Raw genomic sequence first — 20403 nt, 5'->3', positions numbered from 1 at the left:
TACTATGTGCGCCATGGCCCGACCGCGCAAGCCCCTCCTCAGCACCGACCGGATCGTCGCGACGGCCCGGGACCTCGTGGACCGGGAGGGACTGGCGGCCGTCTCCACCCGCCGGCTCGCCGCCGAGCTGGGGGTGAGCGGGCCCTCGCTCTACAACCACTTCCGCACCAAGGACGAGATCCTCGAGGCGGTCGCGGACTCGGTGAGTGCACTGGTGGACCTGGCGATGTTCGAGGACGGCCGCGACTGGCGCACCGCGCTGCACGACTGGGCCGTCTCCTACCGGGCCGCCCTGCGCGACCACCCGAACATCGTCCCGGTCCTCGCCCGTGGGCCGGGCCGCCGCCCGGCCGCGCTGCGGCTGGCCGACGCGGTGTACGGCGCGATGGTCGACGCGGGCTGGCCGCCGGCCCAGGCCACCTCGATCGGCGCCCTGATGCGGTACTTCATCATGGGCTCGGCGCTCGGCTCGTTCGCCGGCGGCTTCGTGGACGACGCGAGCGCGTACGACCCCGCCGACTATCCCCACCTCGGCCAGGCCCACCTCCTCGCCGAGCAGCAGGAGAAGATCGACGAGAGGGCCTTCGAGACGGGGCTGACGGCACTGCTGGACGGGCTGGCGCAGCAGTTCGAGCAGGCACGGCAGAGCGTGCAGCGATAGTTCGGTGGGCGCCGAAGTGTCCGTACCGCATGCTGGGTGGCATGACCACGAAGGATCCGCAGGCCGCCGGACTCGCGTCGCTCGCCGCGCTGATCGCCGACGAGACCCGGGCCGCGTGTCTGCTGGCACTGCTCGACGGGCGGGCCTGGACCGCCGGTGAACTGGCCCGGCACGCCGGGGTCGCCGCGTCCACGCTCAGCGAGCACCTGGGCAAGCTGGTGGCCGGGGGCCTGCTCGCGGAGGAACGCCAGGGGCGCCATCGGTATGTGCGGCTGGCCGACGCGCGTGCGGCGGGGCTGGTCGAGGAACTCGCGGCGCTTGTGCCCGCGTCGGGTGAACGGCCACGTTCGCTGGGGGAGTCGAGCGCGAGGTCCGCGATGGCCCGGGGGCGTACCTGTTACGACCATCTCGCGGGGCGGCTCGGGATCGCGGTCACCGATGCGCTGACCCGGCGGGGCTTGCTGCGGCAGGACACGGGGTTCGCGCTCACGGATGCGGGGGTGCAGTGGTTCGGCGCGGCGGGTATTCCGCTGAACGTGTCGAGCCGGCGTCCGCTCGCCCGTGCGTGCCTGGACTGGACCGAGCGGCGGCCTCATCTCGCGGGGGCGGCGGGGGCCGCGTTGTGCCGGCATGCGCTGGACGCGGGGTGGTGCGTGCGGATCGGGTCGGAACGGGCAGTGAAGGTGACTCCCTCGGGGGAGCGGGTGCTGTCGGACCTGTTGGGGATCACTTCGGAGGCGTTGCGCTGAATCCGGCCACCGGGGGGACGTTGTGTGGCCGTCCGATATCCGCCAGCCCAGTCAACGATCCGTACCTAACCTCAGGAGCATGATGAACGCCAACCGAAGCCGCGCCCGACTGCTCGCCACCGGCGCTGCCTGCGTGACCGTCGTCCTCTGGGCCTCCGCCTTCGTGGCGATCCGGAGTGCGGGGCAGGAGTACTCCCCCGGTGCGCTGGCCCTGGGGCGGCTGGCGTCGGGGGCCCTCGCGCTGGGGGTCATATGGGCCGTACGCCGGGAAGGGCTGCCGCCCAGGGCCGCCTGGCGCGGGATCCTGGTCTCCGGACTCCTGTGGTTCGGCTTCTACATGGTCGCCCTGAACTGGGGCGAGCAGCAGGTGGACGCCGGCACCGCCGCCCTCGTGGTGAACGTCGGCCCGCTACTGATAGCCCTGCTCGGCGCCCGGCTGCTCGGTGATCCGATGCCGCCGCGACTGCTGGCCGGGATGGCCGTGTCGTTCGCGGGCGCGGTGACCGTGGGGCTGTCGATGTCGGGCGGCGGCCGCAACTCGGTGCTCGGCGTGTTGCTGTGCCTGCTCGCCGCCGTGGCGTACGCCTCCGGTGTCGTCGCGCAGAAGCCGGCCCTGGGCCACGCGAGTGCCCTGCAGGTGACGACGTTCGGGTGCCTGGTCGGCGCCGTGGCCTGTCTGCCGTTCGCCGGGCAGCTGGCGCACGAGGTCGCCCACGCGCCCGCGTCGGCGACGCTGAACATGGTGTACCTGGGCATCTTCCCGACCGCCCTCGCCTTCACCACCTGGGCCTACGCGCTGGCCCGCACGACCGCCAGCCGGATGGGCGTGACGACGTACGCCGTGCCGGCGCTGGTCGTGCTGATGTCGTGGCTGGTGCTCGGCGAGGTGCCAGGCCTGCTCACGCTGGGCGGCGGTGTGCTGTGTCTCGCGGGCGTGGCGGTGTCGCGGTCCCGGGCCCGTGGCGGCCGGACGGTCCGGGTCGCGGCCGGTGAGGAGCCGCGTCCCGAGCGACCCGAGAAGGTCGTCTGAGGCGTCAGAACACCACCAGCGCCCGGCCCCCCTTCCCCGCCAGCATGTTGTCGAAGGCGGTCGGGATGTCCTCCAGGGTGATGCGTTCGGTGACCAGGGCGGCCAGGTCCAGGCGGCCCTCCCGCACGTGCTCCGCGAGCACCGGCAGGTCGCGGGCCGGGTCGGTGTTGCCGTAGACGCAGCCGGAGAGGGTGCGGCCCCAGTGGAAGATCTCCAGGGCGTTGAAGGTGACCTCCTGGTCCTTGCCGCCGATGCCGACGACCGTCGTACGGCCGCCCCGGCGGGTGGCGTCCCAGGCGGCGCGGATGCTCACCGCGCGGCCCACGCACTCCACCGAGACGTCCACGCCCTGCTTGCCGGTGAGGGCGCGGATCTCGCGCGCGGTCGTGCCGGAGGCGAGGACGTAGTCCGTCGCGCCCGCCGCCCGCGCCAGTTCCTCCTTCTGCGGGGAGACGTCGACGGCGATGATCCGGGACGCGCCCGCGATCCGGGCCGACTGGAGGGTGGCGAGACCCACCCCGCCCACGCCGAACACTGCGACCGTCTCGCCGGGGCGGACCTTCGCCGAGTGGTGGACGGCGCCGTAGCCGGTGAGGACGGCGCAGCCGAGGAGGGCGGCGTCCGCCAGCGGTACGCCCTCGGGGAGCGGGAGGACGCAGGACGCCGAGACCACCGTCTCCTCGGCGAACGCGGCCACGTTCAGCCCGGGGTGCAGGTCGGTGCCGTCGGCGGTGCGGGCGTAGACGTCGGCCGCGCCGCCCAGGGCGTTGGCGCACAGCCAGACCTCGCCGAGCGCGCAGGCGTGGCAACCCCCGCAGGACGGGGCCCAGTTGAGGACCACGGGGTCGCCCTCGGTGACATGGGCGACGCCCTCGCCCACGGCCACGACCGTGCCCGCGCCCTCGTGGCCGAGGACGGCCGGGACCGGCACCCGCATGGTGCCGTTGGACAGGGACAGGTCGGAGTGGCAGACACCGGCGGCGGCGAGGCGGACGCGGACCTGTCCGGGGCCCGGGTCGGGCAGGTCGACGGCGGTGATCTCCAGGGGGGCGCCGATGGCGGGCAGGACGGCGGCTCGTACGGCCATGGGTTCGCGTGCTTCCTTAGAACTGGAGGGACTTGGTCTGGAGGTACTCGGCGAGTCCGTGCGCGCCGAGTTCCCGGCCGACCCCGGACTGCTTGTAACCGCCGAAGGGGGCGAGGGGGTTGAACCGGCCGCCGTTGATGTCGACCTGGCCGGTGTCCATGCGCCGGGCGAAGGCGACCGCCTCGGCCTCGTCGCCGGCCCAGACGGCACCCGCGAGGCCGTACACCGTGCCGTTGGCGATGCGCAGGGCGTCCTCCTCGTCGTCGTACCGCAGGATCGACAGGACCGGGCCGAAGATCTCCTCCTGGGCGACGGTCATCTCCGGGGTGACGTCCGCGAGGACCGTCGGGCTGACGAAGTAGCCCTTCTCGTGCGGGGATTCGCAGCCGCCGGCGACCAGGCGGGCGCCCTCGGCGAGGCCCTGGTCGATGTAACCGCGCACCCGCGCCTGCTGCTTGGCGTTGACGACCGGGCCGATGCGGTCCCCGTACTTGGCGGCGGCCGCGGCGGCCAGTTCGACGGCCTCGTCGTACCGGTCGCGGTGGACCAGCATGCGGGTCCAGGCGCTGCACGTCTGGCCCGAATTGGACATCACGTTGGCCACGCCGACGTTCACCGCCTTGGCGAGGTCGGCGCTCGGCAGGATGACGTTGGCGGACTTGCCGCCGAGTTCGAGGGCGACCCGCTTCACGGCAGCGCCGGCCGCCGCGCCGATCTGCCGGCCGACGGCCGTGGAGCCGGTGAAGGAGACGAGGTCGACGCCCGGGTGCTCGGCGAGGGCCTGGCCGGCGACCGGGCCGAGGCCGGTGACCAGGTTGAACACACCTGCCGGGACGCCCGCTTCATGGACGGCCTCGGCGAACAGCTGGGCGGTGAGCGGGGTGTCCTCGGCGGGCTTGAGGACGATCGTGCAGCCGGCGGCGAGGGCCGGGGCGACCTTGGCGACGATCTGGTGCAGGGGGTAGTTCCAGGGGGTGATCGCGCCGACCACACCGACCGGCTCGTGCAGGACGGTGGAGTTGCCGACCTTCTCCTCGAAGGGGTGGGCGGCGGCCAGCTCGGCGTAGGAGCCGGCGACCGCGATCGGCACGGCCGCGTGCACGGCCTGCGAGAACGGCAGCGGCGCGCCCAGTTCGGCGGTGACCGTCTCGGCGATCTCGTCCTTGCGGGCCACGAGGACGTCCCGGAGCGCGGTCAGGCGTGCGGCGCGCTCGGCCGGGGGTGTGGCGGCCCAGGCGGGCAGGGCGGCCCGGGCCGCGCGGACGGCGGTGTCGACGTCCAGCGCGCCGCCGGCCGGGACGCGGCCGATGATCTGCTCGTCGGCCGGGTTCACGACCTCGATCACGTCCCTGTTCTCGGCGGGGCGCCAGGCGCCGTCGATGTACAGGGCGTCATGTGCCTTCATGCTGCTTCCTCCCGGCGGGTCCGCGTCGTCCGGCACACAAACTAGCGGCGTTAGTTTTTCTGCGCCATACGTGCCCTGCCGTTGCCGGACGTTCCCGGACATCATCGCCGGGCCGGGCCGCGCTCACTCGTCCAGGTCCGGCAGCCGGTCGGGGCACGGGCAGATCCGCTCGCCGTGCTGGTCGAAGACGAAGAGACGGTCGAGGTCGACGAGGAGCGGGACCTGCATGCCGTGGTGCAGCCGGACCTCCGGGGTGGTGCGTACGACCAGGTCGCCGGGGACGCGGACCGCCGACGGCGCCGGTTCGGGATCCTGAGGCGCCTGCTCCAGGACGACGACGGGCCCGGCCACCGGTCCGTCCCGCAAGGGGCCCGGCCGCAGGGACCCCGCGCGCTCCCGCAGCCGGTCCAGCATGCCCGGTCCCTGCCTGCGCCGCCGGCGCGGAGGCCGGGCGGCCGGGCGCGGGGCCTCCAGTTCCGGTACGACGGCGGGCCGCGAGCCGGTGTTGAAGTGCACGAGGACCTCGTGCCCCTGGAACTCCATGTGCTCCACCAGCCCGGTGATCAGCACCTCTTCCGGCCGGGCGGAGTCCCGGCCGGCGATGCGCACCGCCTCCGAGCGCAGCCCGACGATGACCTCGCGGCCCTGCTGGACCCGCAGCAACCGGTGGTCCAGGGAGAGGGGTTCGGGCAGCCGCAGGGCCTGCTTGCCCAGGCTGACGGTCATGGCGCCGTCGAGCGGGGCGCGGACCACGCCCTGGAGCAGATTGATGCGCGGGGTGCCGATGAAGGCGGCGACGAAGACCGTGCGGGGCAGCGCGTAGACCTCGCGCGGGGTGCCGACCTGCTGGAGCACTCCCCCGCGCAGCACGGCGACCCGGTCGCCGAGGGACATCGCCTCGGCCTGGTCGTGCGTGACGTACACCGTGGTGGCCCCCAGCTCCCGGGTGAGCTGGGATATTTCGGCGCGCAGCCGGCCTCGGAGCTTGGCGTCCAGGTTGGACAGGGGCTCGTCCATCAAGAAGGCCGAGGGGTGCCGGGCGATGGCCCGGCCCATGGCGATGCGCTGCCGCTCGCCGCCGGAGAGCTGGCTCGGGAAGCGGTCGAGCAGCTCCTCCACGCCCAGCTTGCGGGCGGTGGCGGTGACGCGCGGGCCGGGGTCGGCGCCGGGGTCCTCGATGCGCAGCGGGAAGCCGATGTTGTCGCGGCTGGTCATGCTCGGGTAGAGGGCGAAGTTCTGGAACACCATGGCGATGTTCCGCTCGGCGGGCAGCCAGTCGTTGGCGTACTCGCCGTCGAGCAGCAGCTCGCCCTCGTCGATGTCCTCCAGGCCGGCGATCATCCGCAGCACGGTGGTCTTGCCGCAGCCGGACGGGCCGAGCAGGACCAGGAACTCGCCGGGCGTGATGTCCAGCGACAGCCCCTCGACCACGCGCGTGCCGCGTGTGTAGGACTTGCTCACGTCGTGCAGTGAGATGGCGCGTGTCATGACTGCTGCCCCCGGGGGCTGTCCGGAGCGCCGCTGCTCCGTGGTCCGAAGGCCCCGTGGGTCGAACGGGGCCTGTGAGTCACGGAAGTTAACGGAATGTGGCGGGCCGGGGGAAGACATCACACGGCACGTCTCGTCACTTGGTGGCGGTCAGGTGCGCGAAGACCACCACGTTACTGGTGTAACCCGTCCGGCGGCTGTAGAGGCCGCCGCAGGTCAGCACGCGCAGTTCCGGTCGCCGGGCCGGGCCGTAGACCTCCTTGTCCGGGAAGCCCGCCTTGTCGTAGACCTTGATCCGGTCCACGGTGTAGAGGGCGGTGCGTCCGTCGGCGCGCTCGACCTCGATGAGCTTGCAGGGTTTGACCTGGGCGAGCGCGGCGAAGACGGCCGGGCCGGTCATGGTGTCCCGGTGGCCGACGGCGATCGCGGTGCCGGACTCGCCCGGTGTGGGGCCGCCCTCGTACCAGCCGACCAGCTTGGGGTTGTCCACGGGCGGAGTCTCCAGCTGCCGCCCGTTGTCCAGCCCGAGGGCCGCGACCGGGGCGTCGACGTCCAGGGAGGGGATGCGGAAGGACGTCGGCCGGGACCGGGGCAGCGGGCGGGGCGGCGGCCCGGAAGGGGCGGTGCAGGACTTCTCCCCGCTCGCGCCCGGTCCGCCGGCGGCTGCCACCGCGTCCGGGCCGCCCGCACGGCCAGGCCCGGTGTGCCCGCTCCCGCACCGGCTCCCCACCGTCACCAGGACGGTCACCAGCAGGGCCGTCCTGGTGAGGCGGTAGGCGCGGGTGCGGTACCAGGGCCTGCGGCTGCGCCTACGCGGCGCCATGAGGCCGACGGCGGTTCCGCCGGACGTACACGGCGCCGCAGACCGCGATCAGGCCCACGGCACCCGCGGCGGCCACCGGCGAGTAGGCGGCCGCCGTGTCCATGAGACCGCCGCCGCCCGCGTGCACACCGCCCCTCGGCGGATCGTCGTGGTCTCCCCTGCCCCAGCCCGGGCCGTCGTGCCGCTCGCGGTCGCCGCGGTCGCCATGGTCGCCGCGGTCGCCGTGTTCGTCGTGGTCGTCGTGGTCCCGGTGTTCCTGGTGGTCCTCGATCTGCCCGTTCGCCCCCTCGTGCCGGCCGTCGTGGCAGTTGACGCGGAAGAGCTTCTCCTTCACGGCGCCCGCCGCGACCCAGGTCAGCTTGTACTGTCCGTCGGTCAGGCCGATCGCGTCGGTGTGTCCGGCGCCGCCGGCGAGCGTGATGACGCCGGTGACGGTGGCGGCGCTGGGCAGCGGGGGCTGCGCCTGGATGATGTAGGGGATGTTGGGCAGGATGTCGAAGTTGACGGCGTCGAGGTAGAACTTGCAGACCGTCGGCTCGTCCCTCGTCACACCGTAGGGCACGCCCACGCTGTGCACCCTGATGTCTCCGTTTTCCCCTTGGGCCGCCGCGTTCGGGGCCGCCACCCACGACGCACCCACCGCGGCAAGGGCGGTGAGGACGGCAGTGGCACCCGCACGGGCGGCAAAGGCACGTGGTGAGGTCGTGGTGGGCATGCACATTCCTCCGAGTTAGACGATTTTCATACAAATCGTTCTTTCGACTGGACTGTGCTTGATGCACACCTCTTCTGACGAACCGACACCCGGTGCGCCGTCAGAGATCGCTCGTGCGGCGCAATCCGGAGCGCTTCGGCCCCTGCCGCGAGGGCGCCCGCGCCCCTCGGACTTCCCGGGTGAGCGCAGCCCGACCCCTGAGGACAGCAATAAGCGCGAAACTCCAGGTCACAGGCTTGCGGTGAGCTGGACGGGGATGCCGTTGAGCACAGCGTTGCCCGACAGCGGGTCGAGCATGCTGCCGTCGAGGAGCTGGTTGACGTTGACGCCCGGGCTGGTCGCGGCGTGGGAGAGGCGGGTGCCGGGGCGGTCGTGGCCCCAGCCGTGCGGCAGGCTCACCACACCCGGCCGGACCCCGTCGGTGACCTCGGCGGGGGCCACCACCACTCCCCCGGCGCCCTTGACGCGTACGTCCGCCCCGTCGCGCACGCCGAGCCGGGCCGCGTCCTCGGGGTGGATGTGCAGCGTGCAGCGGTTGGAACCGCCGGTGAGCGCGGGCACGTTGTGCATCCAGCTGTTGTTGGAGCGCAGATGCCGGCGGCCGACGAGGACGAGGCCCGCGGGCCGCTCCCCCAGCGCCTGCCGCAGCCGGGGCAGATCGGCGGCGATCGGCTCGGGCAGCAGCTCGACCTTGCCGCTGCGGGTCTTGAGCGGCTGCGGCAGCCGGGGGCGCAGCGGGCCGAGGTCGATGCCGTGCGGGTGGGCGAGCAGCTTCGCGAGGGTCAGCCCGTCGGGCCGTACGCCGAAGCCGTCGCCGTAGGGGCCGAGGCGCAGCATCATGTCCAGCCGCCGCTCGGGGCCGGTGTCACCGGTGAGCCGGGCGGCGAGTTCCTTCGGATCACGGCCGTGCACCGGGGAGTGCTTTTCCCGTACGGCCCTGCCGAGGGTCTGGTCGACGACCATCGCGTCCACGGTGTCCGGTTCGGCGCCGTGCATGCCCGTGGCCGCGAGGATCAGCCGGGCGAGGATCTCGCTCTCGGCCATGCGGCCGGGCTCCAGCGGGACGGCGGGGCGGCTGTAGCGGACCTGGTTGCGGACCGCGAGGGTGTTGAAGGCGAAGTCGTGGTGCGGGCTCTGGGACGGTGGCGGCGGAGGCAGGACGACGTGGGCGTGGCGCGAGGTCTCGTTGAGGTACGGGTCGACGCAGACCATGAAGTCGAGGGAGTCCAGGGCCTTGTCGAGGCGGTCGCCGTCGGGCGCGGACAGGACCGGGTTGGCGGCGACGGCGATCAGCGCGCGTATCGGTTCGCCCTCACGGGTCGGGGTGTCGATCTCCTCGGCGAGCGCGGACAGCGGCAACTCGCCCTTGGCCTCGGGCAGTCGGCGGACCCGGGAGTGCCAGCGGCCGAGCGCGAAGCCGTGCCCGGGGCCCGCCGGGCGAGGGGTCTTGTCGGTGGCGGCCTGCGGGAACAGGGCGCCGCCGGGCCGGTCCAGGTTGCCGGTGAGGATGTTGAGCACGTCGACCAGCCAGCTCGCCAGGGTGCCGTGCGGGACGGTGCAGCTGCCGATGCGGGCGTAGACGGCGGCAGTGGGGGCGGCGGCGAGTTCGCGGGCGAGGGTGCGGATGAGGTCCGCGTCGACGTCACAGGCCTCGGCCACGGCCTCCGGGGTGAAGTCGCCCAGGGCGTGCCGGAGTTCATCGACTCCTTGGACGTGCGGGGCGAGGGCCTTCAGGTCGGCCAGGTCCTCCTCGAAGAGGGTGTGCGCCATCGCCGCGAGCAGCAGGGCGTCGGTGCCGGGGCGGATCGCCAGGTGCCGGTCGGCGAGCTTGGCGGTGCGGGTGCGGCGCGGGTCGATCACGGTCAGGTGGCCGCCGCGGGCCTTGAGCGCCTTGAGCTTGCCGGGGAAGTCGGGGGCGGTGCACAGACTGCCGTTGGACTCCAGCGGGTTGGCGCCGATGAGGAGCAGATGACCGGTGTGGTCCAGGTCCGGTACGGGGATGGCGTTGGCGTCGCCGAAGAGCAGCCCGCTGGAGACGTGCTTGGGCATCTGGTCGAGCGTGGAGGCGGTGAACACGCTGCGGGTGCGCAGGGCGGCGAGCAGGACCTGCGGGTAGAGGGCGCCGGCCACGGTGTGCACGTTGGGGTTGCCGAGGACCACGCCGGCGGAGTCGGGGCCGTACCGCTCCACGACCGGGCGCAGGCCGGCGGCGACCGCGTCGAAGGCCTCCTCCCAGCTCGCCTCGCGCAGACGGCCGTCGACCCGGACGAGCGGGGTGCGCAGCCGGTCGGGGTCGCCGTCGACGGCGCCGAAGGAGGCGCCCTTGGGGCAGATGAACCCCTTGCTGAAGACGTCCTCGCGGTCGCCGCGGGCGCCGGTGACACGGGTGCCCTCGATACTGAGGGTCAGCCCGCAGGTGGCCTCGCAGAGCGGGCAGATGCGCAGGGCGGTGCGGGACACGGATCCTCCCGGGGGTCGGCGGCGGTGCCGGGCGAGCGCGTACGGGCTCGGGGCGAGCATACCGACCGGTAGGGATGGAGGGGAGCCCCCGGAGCCCCCTGGGATGAACGCAGCGGGGATCCTTCAGTCGAGCACGCGCCCCAGATACGCCCGCAGCAGTTCCCGGGTCTCGGTGATGATCGCCTCGTCCCCCTCCGGATCCGTACGGAAGGCCAGCTGGACGAGGGTGTCCGCGCTCTCCACGGCGACCAGGAAGACCCGGCGCAGATCGTCGTCCGGGGCGCGCCCGACATAGCCGGAGAGCAGGTGGATCAGCCGGTCGGCGACCAGGGTGTTGGGCTCGGCCTGGCGGACGCCGACCGGGATCTGATTGCCGAAGTCGACCAGGGAGAAGCCGGGCGCGGTGCGCTTCATGGCGAGGTACTCGTCCAGGACGGCGTCCGTCGCGGCCCGCCAGTCCCCCTCGCGGACCTGCTTCAGCCGCTCGGTGACGCGCTCGGTGTACCGCTCGAGGTTGCGCTGCGCGAGGGCGTCGGCCATCTGCCGTTTGTTGCCGAAGAAGCGGTAGACGGAGCCGATGGGCACGTTGGCGCGCTGGGCGACCGCGCGGGTGCTCAGGGCGTCGTAGCCGACCTCGTCGAGGAGTTCGGCGCAGGAGTCGAGGATCCGGGTCAGCCGTTCGGCGCTGCGCCGCTGGACGGGCGCGCGACGGAGCGATGTCGCGTGGGGCACGGGCTTCATGATGCCTCTCCGCCGGGTTCCGGTGAACCTCGCCCTCCTTTACGGGCAAAGGTGGCCGGTGCACTCATCGCACCGGGGAGCCCCCCATGGTGGGCGTGGCCGCCGCTCCGGGAGACCGCGCGGAAGTCGCCTTCGAGGCCGGGGACGAGGGCGGCGCCGAGGACGGTGCGGGGGGCGCCTGCGGGGGCTGCGGGTCCGACACCGTGATGTCGGCCGTGCTCTGGACCGGCTTGCCGTGCACGGCCCATGCGGTGCCGTCGTCGGCGTACAGGCGGGCGGTGACATGGTGGGTGCCGCGCGGGACGAGCCGGTCGGGCAGGTGGTAGTCGGGAGAGCGCAGCCGGGCGGCCTCATGGCCGTCGACGAAGAGGTACGCGAGTCCGCGCCCGGTGACCGCCGTGCGTCCGGCGCCGGGCGCGGAGCAGCGGAAGTGGCCGAAGGTGAGGCGCACGTCCCAGCCGCCGCGCGTGTCCGGGGTGACCTCGACGCCGACCTCGGGTGCGTCCTTCTTGCCGACCTCGCGCAGATGCCGGCCGGTCTCGTCGGTGTCGCCCAAGACCTTGCCGACCGGCGCGGGCGACTGCACGTATGGGCGGGCGTGCCCGGTCGCGCAGCCCGCCGCTCCGAGCGGCAACAGGACGCACACCGCGAGCGCGGCGAGAGTTCTGCGGGTCCACGGCGTCCACGACATGCTCGCGAGAGTAGAACACCGTTCCGGTCTTCCGGATCCCTCTGAAGTCTGGTTCCGGCCGTCCTTCGTGATCCCCCGGACGGAGTAGCCGGGCCCCTCTTGCGTCCACCCCCCACTCATTCCTACGGTGATGCATAGGAATCGGGAGCGCATCAGACGCGCCGCAGGAGCGCAAGGGAGCGATCATGAGCGGGGACGCGCGGAAGACCGCCGCGGGACTGTCGTACCTGACCGGGTTCGGCAACGAACACGCCTCGGAGGCGGTGCCGGGCGCCCTGCCCGAGGGCCGCAACTCGCCGCAGCGCGCGCCGCTCGGCCTGTACGCGGAGCAGCTGAGCGGTGCGGCCTTCACCGAGCCGAGGGCGCACAACCGGCGCTCCTGGCTCTACCGCATCCGCCCGTCGGCCGCGCATCCCGCGTTCACCCGCACCGGCAACGGCGCGATCCGTACGGCCCCCTTCGCCGAAGCCGTGCCCGACCCCAACCGGCTGCGCTGGAACCCGCTGCCCGAGCCGCCCGCCGGCACCGACTTCCTCGCCGGCCTGTGGACGCTCGGCGGCAACGGCGACGCGACCCAGCGCACCGGCATGGCCGTGCACCTGTACCACGCCAACGCCTCGATGGAGCGGGTCTTCTCCGACGCCGACGGGGAGCTGCTGATCGTGCCGGAGCGCGGCGGGCTGCTGCTGCACACGGAGTTCGGGCGCCTCCATGTGGAGCCCGCCCACGTGGCACTGATCCCGCGTGGGGTGCGCTTCCGTGTGGAGCTGATGGACGAGTCCGCCCGCGGCTATGTGTGCGAGAACTACGGGGCACCGTTCCGGCTGCCGGACCTCGGGCCCATCGGCGCCAACGGGCTCGCCAACGCCCGGGACTTCCGGGCGCCGGTCGCCGCGTACGAGGAAGTGGCGGGTCCGGTGGAGGTGGTGAACAAGTTCTGCGGCAATCTCTGGACGGCCACCTACGACCACTCCCCGCTCGATGTGGTCGCCTGGCACGGCAACCATGTGCCGTACGTCTACGATCTGCGCCGGTTCAATGTGATCGGCTCCATCTCCTACGACCACCCGGACCCGTCCGTCTTCACGGTCCTGACCTCTCCGTCGGACACCCCGGGCCTGGCCGGGGTCGACTTCGTCGTCTTCGCCCCACGCTGGCTGGTGGGCGAGGACACCTTCCGGCCGCCGTACTTCCACCGGAACGTGATGAGCGAGTACATGGGCCTGATCGAGGGGGCCTACGACGCGAAGGCAGAGGGCTTCGTGCCGGGCGGCGGGTCGCTGCACAACATGATGTCGGCGCACGGCCCGGACCGGGAGACCTTCGACAGGGCGAGCGCGGCCGAGCTGAAGCCGCAGAAGATCGACGACGGGCTGGCGTTCATGTTCGAGACCCGCTGGCCGGTGACCCTCGCCCCGCACGCGGCCGCCGCGGACCACCTCCAGCAGCGCTACGACGACGTATGGCGGGGCCTCGAGCCCCACTTCCGCGCATGACACCTCGGTTGCGCCTGATGTTCATCGACAGGTACGGATAATCGCGTGACCTCCTTCGCCCCTGACTCGATCGTCCTGAACCGCAAGCTGCCGCTCTGGTACCAGGTGTCGCAGTCGCTGCGCGCCTCGATACTCGGCCGCTCGACGGAGGACCCGCTGCGGCTGCCCACCGAGGAACAGCTGGCGGAGCACTACGGGGTGAGCGTGCTCACCATGCGGCAGGCGCTGAAGGAACTGGAGGACGAGGGGCTGATCAGCCGGCACCGGCGGCGCGGCACGTTCATCGAGCCCGGCGTCCGCAGGGGCGCCCCGGTGCGGCTGCTGGGCTCGGTGGACGCGATCGTGGCCCAGCAGTCGGGCATGACGACCGAGCTGCTGGACCACGGCACCGTGCCCGTGCCGGCCGGACTGACCGAGTACTTCCCGGACTTCGAGGAGGTGGCGGCGTACCACCGGCTGCGCAGCGACGAGAAGACCGGCGAGCCGACCAACCACGCCGTCAACCACGTCCGCCCCGACCTGGCCGCGCGCATCGACCTGGAGGACCTGATCCGCTGGCCGATGACGAAGGTGCTGCGGGACGTGGTCGGGGCGGACATCAGCCGCATCACGGACACGGTGGAGGCAAGACTCGCCGATCCGGAGACCGCCCGTCTCCTCCAAGTCCCGCTGCTCAGCCCGATCCTGCACTACACGGGCGTGACGTACGACACCGAGGGGCGGGTGCTGGACGTGGCGGTGATCCACTACCGGGGGGACCGGTTCTCGTTCACGGTGACACTCGAGGCGACCTGATCCCGGCTCCCGGTGAGGCCGTACCATGCCCTGCGTGACGTACGACGACGCTCCGCCGCTGGCGGACCTCATGCCGTGGTCCGTCGCACCGCTGCGGCCGGGCCGCGCCTGGCCGGCGGGCCCCGATCCGGCTTCCCTGAAGGCCCGCTGGCAGGCGCTGCTGAAGGCCGAGGGCCCGGACCGCCGGGCCCTGTTCGAGCCGAGCCGCGCCCGCACCCTCGACTCCGCGGTGGGCCAGCTGCCGGGTCAGCCGTCCGGCACGGAGCGGCTCGCCCGCGCCGGCGGACCCTGCGCGGAGCCGGTACGGGTCCTGACGGCCCCCTTCGACGAACAGTGGCTGATCCCGGACCACCGGCTGCTCGACGCGGCCCGCCCGGAGCTGTGGCGGGTGGCGGACGCCCGCCAGGTGTTCACGGCGGAGACGGCCGACGACGGCACCCCCCTGCTGGCGACCTCGCTCCTGCCGACGCTCCGCACGGGCCGCGTCCGCCCCCTGTACCGCCGCCCGGGCGGCACGGAACCGAACCTGGCCCCGGGTCTGCTGGACCACCTGGCGGACCGCCTCGGCAGCCGCCCCACGGCACCCGACGTGCTGGCCTGGATCCTGGCCGCGATCCGCCCGGACCTCACCGTCCCGCTCACGGGCGACCCCGAAGTATGGCGCTCCGGAACCGAGTTGGGGCACCGCCTGCTATGGCTGATGCGCCGTGACGGCGAGCGCCCCAAGCTGCCGGGCGGCCGCCGCCCCTACGTCCGCGCACCCCTGCCGAGCCTCCCCCGCACCCTCCACTACGACCCCGGCGAGGAGACCCTGCACCTGGACGAGGGCCGTGTCTCCCCCGTCCCGCCGCAGGCCTGGGAGTTCGAGGTGGCCGGAATCCGGGTCCTGGAATCCTGGTTCACGGCCCGTACGGCCCAGGCCGAGCCCGGCACCCTGGCGGCGATCCGCCCGGCCACCTGGCCGCAGACCTGGACGTCGGAGCTGCTGGAACTGATCACCGTCCTGACCCTGCTGGCCGAACTGCGCCCGCTGCGGGCGGAGTTGAAGGTGACCTCGCCCCTCACCGCCGGTGATCTGCGGGCGGCGGGCGTCCTGCCGGCACCGGAGGCGGCCCGGCGCCCCGCCTCGGTCCTCGACCACCACGAGGAGGGCCCGGAGGGCCAGTTCACCCTGCTCTGACGGCCCCCGCGCCGGCCGCCGGGCCGCTCGCCCGGAGCCTCGCCCTGGTCGCCGTGTTCCTGCCGCCGGCCGTGCGCCGCCACAGTCGCGGCGAGCAGCACCGCACTGCTGACAAAACCGCCGCTCAGGGGCATGATCCCGCTCATGGACCAGCCCAAGGACCGGCCCGGGCACCAGCCCGCGGACCAACAGCCCCTGCCCCTGGAGGGCATCACCGTCGTCGCCGTCGAACAGGCCGTGGCCGCGCCCTTCGCGACCCGGCAGCTCGCCGACCTGGGCGCACATCAAGGTGGAGCGGGTCGACGGCGGCGACTTCGCGCGCGGCTACGACACGGCGGCCCGCGGCCTCGCCTCACACTTCGTGTGGTGCAACCGCGGCAAGGAGTCCCTCGCGCTCGACCTGAAGGACCCCCGCGGCCTGGACGCCGTGCGGCGGCTGATCGCGGACGCGGACGTGTTCGTGCAGAACCTCGCGCACGGGGCGGCGGCCCGGCTCGGGCTCGACGCGGCCACGCTGTGCGCGGCGCACCCCCGGCTGGTCGCCGTGGACGTCTCCGGGTACGGCTCCTTCGGCCCGTACGCGGACAAGCGGGCGTACGACATGCTCGTGCAGTGCGAGGCGGGGCTCGTGTCGGTGACGGGGACGCCGGAGCAGCCGGTGAAGGCCGGGATCCCGGCGGCGGACATCGCGGCGGCCATGTACGCGTTCTCGGGCGTGCTGGCGGCCCTGGTACGGCGCGGCACGACCGGGCGGGGCGGGCCGGTGGAGGTGTCCATGCTGGAGGCGCTCGCCGAGTGGCTGGGCCATCCCCTGCACCATGCGATGCACGGGGGCGAACCCCCGGCGCGGACCGGACTCGCGCACTCCGTCATCGCGCCGTACGACGCCTATGTCACGGCGGACGGCGGGCGGGTGCTGCTGTCCGTGCAGAACGACCGGGAGTGGCGGCGGCTGGCCGAACAGGTCTTGTGCCGCCCGGAATTGGGGACGGATCCGGTGTTCGCGACGAACGCCTCGCGCGTCGCGCACCGGGACAGGACGGACGAGCTGGTGACGCGGGCGCTCGGCGCGCTGGCCACCGAGGAGGCGCTGGAGAGGCTGGAGCGGGCGGGCATCGCCTGTGCCCGGCTGAGGGACCTGCCCGAGGTGGCGGCGCATCCGCAGCTGGCGGCCCGGGAGCGGTGGCGTCAGGTGGGATCGCCGGTCGGGCCGCTGAAGGCGCTGTTGCCCCCCATCACACTGCCGGGCGGGGACGAGGCACGGATGGGTGATGTGCCCGCGCTCGGACAGCACACCGAGGCGCTGCTGCGTGCCGTGGGGATGACGGACGAGGAGATCGCAGCGATGCGCCGGGATGGTGTGGCGGCCTGAGCACGGGCACCCCGGACGGGTTCAGGGGGCCGCTCGCCAGGTCAGCGGCGGCTCCGCCCGCTCAATGGCCGCGTCCGTGCCCGCCGAACAGCGAGCGGCGCAGCCGGCGCAGCGGCGCGAACAGGGAGACGCGGCTGACCCGCTTGCCCCGGTCGCTGCGCTGCTGCGCGGTGTCACGCGCCGTCAGCTCACGCATCAGCGAGGTCGCCTCGGCGGCCTTCTGCTGCGGTATGGCGGGACCCGCCAGCACCGACAGATGACGGTCGAGACGCGAACTGGTCGCGCTGCTCCCGCAGGTGATCGCAGGGACCCTGGCCCTGCTGCGCACTGTTATCTGATCCATGTCACTCCCCACCCGTACGAGTCCACCCGGCCCGGGCAGAGTAACCCTATCGCCCCAAGGCGGCACGCGTGTATCGCGCCCACAGGATTCACCTTCCCCACAAGGCGGTTGACCATGCCGCTTCGACTACTCTCCGAATCCGACCGATTTCAGGGTGAGTTGCACAATGGGCTGGCTGGTTGGCTGCGCTGAGCCGCCGTCAGGTTCGACGGTTACGGCGAGTGACGTCGAGGAGCTGTCGAGCCCCCTGGCGAGCAGGGGCGTGTCGCCCGCGAAGAGCCCGAGGGAGCGCGGTGGCGCACCGGGGCGCATGAGCCAGAGCTGGCGTACGCGCCCGCCCGGCGGGGTGGCGTACCCGCTGAGGGTGACGACGGCTTCGCGCCGCGAGGCGGAAGCGATCACTCCGATACCGCGGCCCCGCGCGTCCTTGCCGTTCGTGGCGCGGGCGTCGGGAGCGGCCAGAACGTGGGCGATCTCACGTGCCCGCACCTGTGCGGCGTCGAGCCGGTCCTGGGCGTGGTGCGCCTGGACCGCGAAGAGGGAGGCGACGACGAGGGCCGCCGCCGCGGTGGCCGTGGCGAGCGGCACGAACAAGGGGCGCGTGCGAGGTGTACGGGTGCGTCCCGGCAGGGGCTGGGTGCCCCAGACGTGCGGCGGCAGCGGGGGCGTGCGCTCGCGCGACCGGTTCCGCTCCCGCGGCGCGCGCCCCGCCACCCCGCCCGGGGCCGGCTCCTGCGGTGTGGCGCGTACGGCGGTCAGCACCCGGTCCCGCAGGCCGGCCGGCGCGGGGGCGGCCGTGGACCAGGCGAGGCGCACCGCGTCCTCGGCCAGGTCACGCACCTGGGCGGCACAGCGGTCGCAGCCCCGCAGATGCTTCTCGAACCGGCGCCGCTCACCGGGTTCGAGGGCGTCGAGCACGTAGGGCGCGGCGAGGGTGTGCAGGTCCCCACGGCCCGTCAGCCTGCCGAGGATGCTCATGCGGCGCCTCCCAGGCACTGGCGCAGCCGGGTGAGTCCGTCACGCATCCGCGTCTTGACGGTACCGAGCGGCAGCGAGAGCCGCTCGGCCACCTCACGGTAGGTGTAACCGTCGTAGTAGGCGAGGGTCACCGACTGGCGCTGGAGGTCCGTGAGCCGCTTCAGGCAGCGGCGCACCCATTCGCGTTCCAGTCCCGCCTCGACCTCCTCGGCGACCTGGTCGAACGCGGTCTCCCCGGCGCGCAGCGCCTCCCGTTGCTCGCGTTCGCCGGCCGCGCGGGCGCTGCGCACCCGGTCGACGGCGCGGCGGTGGGCGAGGGTGAGGATCCAGGACAGCGCGCTGCCCCGGCCGGGGTCGAACCGCGCGGCGGAGCGCCAGGTCTCGAGCAGCACCTCCTGGGCGACCTCCTCGGACTGGGCGGGATCGCGCACCACCCGCCGGACGAGTCCGTACACCGGGCCGGACACCAGGGTGTACAGGTCCTCGAACGCCCTCTGGTCGCCGTCCGCGACGAGCACCAGCAGCTCGTCGGCCTGCATGCGGGCCCCTTCTCCGTGACCGCAGCCGGCTCTTCCCCGCGTTCCACGCATCCGCATGAACGCCCACCTCCCGCAGGTGATACGTATCAGCGGGCCGAAAACGCGGGTCCGAGGACATCCAAAACTTTTTTCGCGCCGGGCCAATCCGATCGGCGTCCCCGCTCCGTATACCCGTCCGTCAAAGGCAAGTCGGCACTGAGGACGGACGGCATGACACCTCTTGTTTCCAGGAGTGGCGGACCGGGGCGCGGTACGGGGCGCAGGGGCCTGGTCGCGCTGCTGTGCGGGGCACTCGCGGCCGGCGGGCTCGCCGCCGCCGGCGTCGCCACGCTCGCACCCGGGGCGGCCTTTGCCTCCTCGCACCGAGAGGCCCCGCTGATCTCGGGGACCCCGCAGTACGACAACACCGACCTGTACGCGTTCGTCAGCCCGGACAAGCCCGACACGACGACGATCGTGGCGAACTGGATCCCGTTCGAGGAGCCGGCCGGCGGGCCGAACTTCTACACGTTCGCGGACGACGCCCAGTACGACATCCACGTCGACAACAACGGTGACGCGCACGACGACTTGATCTTCCGCTACACCTTCAAGACGCACACGAAGAACCGCAACACGTTCCTCTACAACACCGGCGCCGTGAAGAGCCTCGACGACCCGAACCTCAACATCACGCAGACCTACGACCTCGAACTGCTCCGGCTCAAGCACGACCGGGTGGTGTACCGGACCAAGCTCGCCGACGACGTGCCGGCGGCGCCTTCGAACGTCGGCAAGGCCTCCATGCCGGACTACGCCAAGCTGCGCTCGCAGGCCGTCTACAAGACGGCCGGGGGTGGCACTACCTTCGCCGGGCAGGCGGACGACCCGTTCTTCGCCGATCTGCGCGTCTTCGACCTGCTGTACGGCGGCAACCTCAGCGAGGTCGGCAACGACACCCTCAAGGGCTACAACGTCAACACCATCGCCCTGCAGGTGCCCACCGCCCTGATCCGCGAGTCGGCGGGCCAGCCGGTGGTCGGTGTCTGGTCCACGACCCAGCGCCGTAACGCGCAGGGCTACTACACCCAGGTCTCCCGCCTGGGCAACCCACTGGTCAACGAGGTCGTGAACCCGCAGAAGGACAAGGACAGGTTCAACGCCTCGCAGCCCGCGTACGACGGCCAGTTCCTCAAGAACGTCACCAACCCCGAGCTGCCGAAGCTCATCGAGCAGATCTACAAGATCAAGGCGCCGAGCGAGCCGCGCAACGACCTGGTCGACGTGTTCCTGAAGGGCGTCAAGGGCCTCAACCAGCCGCCGAACGTGCGGCCTTCGGAGATGCTTCGGCTGAACACCTCGATCAAGCCGAGCATGCACCCCAAGCGGCTCGGCGTCCTGGACGGCGACAACGCGGGCTTCCCCAACGGGCGCCGGCTCACCGACGACGTGGTGGACGAGGCGCTCCAGGTCATGGAGGGCTCGCTGGTCGGCATGAAGAACAACCTGGGCGACGGGGTCGACAAGAACGACCAGAACTTCGAGAAGTACTTCCCGTACGTCGCCGAGCCCACCTCCGGCTCGCGCGGCCCGCTCGCCAAGGGCACGACCGCGGGAACGGACGTGCGCAGCCAGCTCGGCGACGCCCTCCAGCCGGCCGGGTCCGGGTCCGGCTCCGGCAACACCGTGCTGATCGCCGCCTCGGCGGCCTCGGGCGCGGCCGGGATCCTGCTGCTCGGCACCGCCGTCGCCTGGTGGCGCCGCCGCATCCAGCGCCCCTACTGATCCCGCCCCCACCACAGACCGGCGCGGCCCGTATCTCCTTCCCCCACGGCGGGCCGCGCCTTTTGCACCACCGGCCGAGCAGACGA

At 72.8% G+C, this 20403-nt stretch carries 18 protein-coding genes and 1 pseudogene; 8 read left to right on the top strand and 11 right to left on the bottom strand.

Annotated features, from left to right (window positions below):
* Positions 1-13: 13 nt before the first annotated feature.
* The 3 genes from A6P39_RS32405 to A6P39_RS32395 all read left to right on the top strand — a co-directional run bounded on the left by A6P39_RS32405 (position 14) and on the right by A6P39_RS32395 (position 2440).
* Positions 14-661, top strand: a complete 648-nt coding sequence (locus A6P39_RS32405) for a TetR/AcrR family transcriptional regulator (protein ID WP_067052897.1) — start codon at positions 14-16, stop codon at positions 659-661.
* A 41-nt stretch (positions 662-702) separates the two neighbouring features.
* The gene (locus tag A6P39_RS32400) at positions 703-1410 is read left to right on the top strand and encodes an ArsR/SmtB family transcription factor (RefSeq protein WP_067052939.1); all 708 of its coding nucleotides are present in this window, start codon (positions 703-705) and stop codon (positions 1408-1410) included.
* A 79-nt stretch (positions 1411-1489) separates the two neighbouring features.
* The gene (locus tag A6P39_RS32395; RefSeq protein ID WP_067052894.1) at positions 1490-2440 is read left to right on the top strand and encodes a DMT family transporter; all 951 of its coding nucleotides are present in this window, start codon (positions 1490-1492) and stop codon (positions 2438-2440) included.
* A 4-nt stretch (positions 2441-2444) separates the two neighbouring features.
* Here the strand turns inward: A6P39_RS32395 and A6P39_RS32390 are convergent, their stop codons facing one another.
* The 8 genes from A6P39_RS32390 to A6P39_RS32355 form a co-directional block, all read right to left on the bottom strand.
* On the bottom strand, positions 2445-3527 hold the full coding sequence (locus tag A6P39_RS32390; RefSeq protein ID WP_067052891.1) for a Zn-dependent alcohol dehydrogenase: 1083 nt from the start codon (positions 3525-3527) through the stop codon (positions 2445-2447).
* A gap of 16 nt (positions 3528-3543) precedes the next feature.
* The gene (locus A6P39_RS32385; RefSeq protein ID WP_067052888.1) at positions 3544-4932 is read right to left on the bottom strand and encodes an aldehyde dehydrogenase family protein; all 1389 of its coding nucleotides are present in this window, start codon (positions 4930-4932) and stop codon (positions 3544-3546) included.
* Positions 4933-5055: 123 nt separating this feature from the next.
* Positions 5056-6420, bottom strand: a complete 1365-nt coding sequence (locus tag A6P39_RS32380; RefSeq protein ID WP_067052885.1) for an ABC transporter ATP-binding protein — start codon at positions 6418-6420, stop codon at positions 5056-5058.
* A 136-nt stretch (positions 6421-6556) separates the two neighbouring features.
* Positions 6557-7243 (bottom strand): class F sortase, encoded by a 687-nt coding sequence (locus A6P39_RS32375; protein ID WP_067052882.1) that lies wholly within the window; start codon positions 7241-7243, stop codon positions 6557-6559.
* Positions 7230-7958 (bottom strand): hypothetical protein, encoded by a 729-nt coding sequence (locus A6P39_RS32370; protein WP_067052879.1) that lies wholly within the window; start codon positions 7956-7958, stop codon positions 7230-7232. The genes A6P39_RS32375 and A6P39_RS32370 overlap by 14 nt, the downstream gene beginning before the upstream one ends.
* A 228-nt stretch (positions 7959-8186) precedes the next feature.
* Positions 8187-10418, bottom strand: coding sequence for a molybdopterin oxidoreductase family protein (locus A6P39_RS32365; RefSeq protein WP_067052876.1), 2232 nt, complete (start codon positions 10416-10418; stop codon positions 8187-8189).
* Positions 10419-10541: 123 nt separating this feature from the next.
* Positions 10542-11159 carry a TetR/AcrR family transcriptional regulator gene (locus tag A6P39_RS32360; RefSeq protein WP_067052873.1) on the bottom strand — a complete coding sequence of 206 codons (618 nt, stop codon included), beginning with the start codon at positions 11157-11159 and terminating at the stop codon, positions 10542-10544.
* Positions 11160-11223: 64 nt separating this feature from the next.
* Positions 11224-11850, bottom strand: coding sequence for a hypothetical protein (locus A6P39_RS32355; RefSeq protein WP_199840953.1), 627 nt, complete (start codon positions 11848-11850; stop codon positions 11224-11226).
* Between the two features lie 185 nt (positions 11851-12035).
* On the opposite strand from A6P39_RS32355, the gene hmgA reads away from it, so the two are divergent.
* The 4 genes and pseudogenes from hmgA (at position 12036) to A6P39_RS32335 (ending at position 16693) form a co-directional block, all read left to right on the top strand.
* Entirely contained in the window at positions 12036-13346 is a 1311-nt protein-coding gene (hmgA, locus tag A6P39_RS32350; RefSeq protein ID WP_067052862.1) for a homogentisate 1,2-dioxygenase, read from the top strand.
* 45 nt (positions 13347-13391) lie between these two features.
* A complete protein-coding gene (locus A6P39_RS32345) occupies positions 13392-14141 on the top strand; it encodes a GntR family transcriptional regulator (protein WP_067052859.1) in 750 nt (249 codons plus the stop codon).
* 25 nt (positions 14142-14166) lie between these two features.
* Positions 14167-15321 carry a type ISP restriction/modification enzyme gene (locus A6P39_RS32340; protein WP_067052857.1) on the top strand — a complete coding sequence of 385 codons (1155 nt, stop codon included), beginning with the start codon at positions 14167-14169 and terminating at the stop codon, positions 15319-15321.
* 144 nt (positions 15322-15465) lie between these two features.
* Positions 15466-16693: pseudogene (locus tag A6P39_RS32335) on the top strand (CaiB/BaiF CoA transferase family protein).
* 61 nt (positions 16694-16754) lie between these two features.
* Here A6P39_RS32335 and A6P39_RS32330 read toward each other — a convergent pair.
* The 3 genes from A6P39_RS32330 to A6P39_RS32320 form a co-directional block, all read right to left on the bottom strand.
* Entirely contained in the window at positions 16755-17036 is a 282-nt protein-coding gene (locus tag A6P39_RS32330; protein ID WP_067052855.1) for a hypothetical protein, read from the bottom strand.
* Positions 17037-17162: 126 nt separating this feature from the next.
* A complete protein-coding gene (locus tag A6P39_RS32325) occupies positions 17163-18014 on the bottom strand; it encodes an anti-sigma factor (protein WP_067052853.1) in 852 nt (283 codons plus the stop codon).
* The gene (locus tag A6P39_RS32320; protein ID WP_067052851.1) at positions 18011-18553 is read right to left on the bottom strand and encodes a sigma-70 family RNA polymerase sigma factor; all 543 of its coding nucleotides are present in this window, start codon (positions 18551-18553) and stop codon (positions 18011-18013) included. The genes A6P39_RS32325 and A6P39_RS32320 overlap by 4 nt, the downstream gene beginning before the upstream one ends.
* A gap of 210 nt (positions 18554-18763) precedes the next feature.
* Between A6P39_RS32320 and A6P39_RS32315 the strand changes: the two genes are divergently transcribed.
* On the top strand, positions 18764-20317 hold the full coding sequence (locus A6P39_RS32315; protein ID WP_067052849.1) for a DUF4331 domain-containing protein: 1554 nt from the start codon (positions 18764-18766) through the stop codon (positions 20315-20317).
* The last annotated feature ends 86 nt before the right edge of the window (positions 20318-20403 follow it).

This window comes from Streptomyces sp. FXJ1.172 (assembly GCF_001636945.3).
GTDB lineage: Bacteria > Actinomycetota > Actinomycetes > Streptomycetales > Streptomycetaceae > Streptomyces.
The sequence above is the reverse complement of the archived record's forward strand: the minus strand, read 5'-3'. Positions and strand labels throughout refer to the sequence as shown.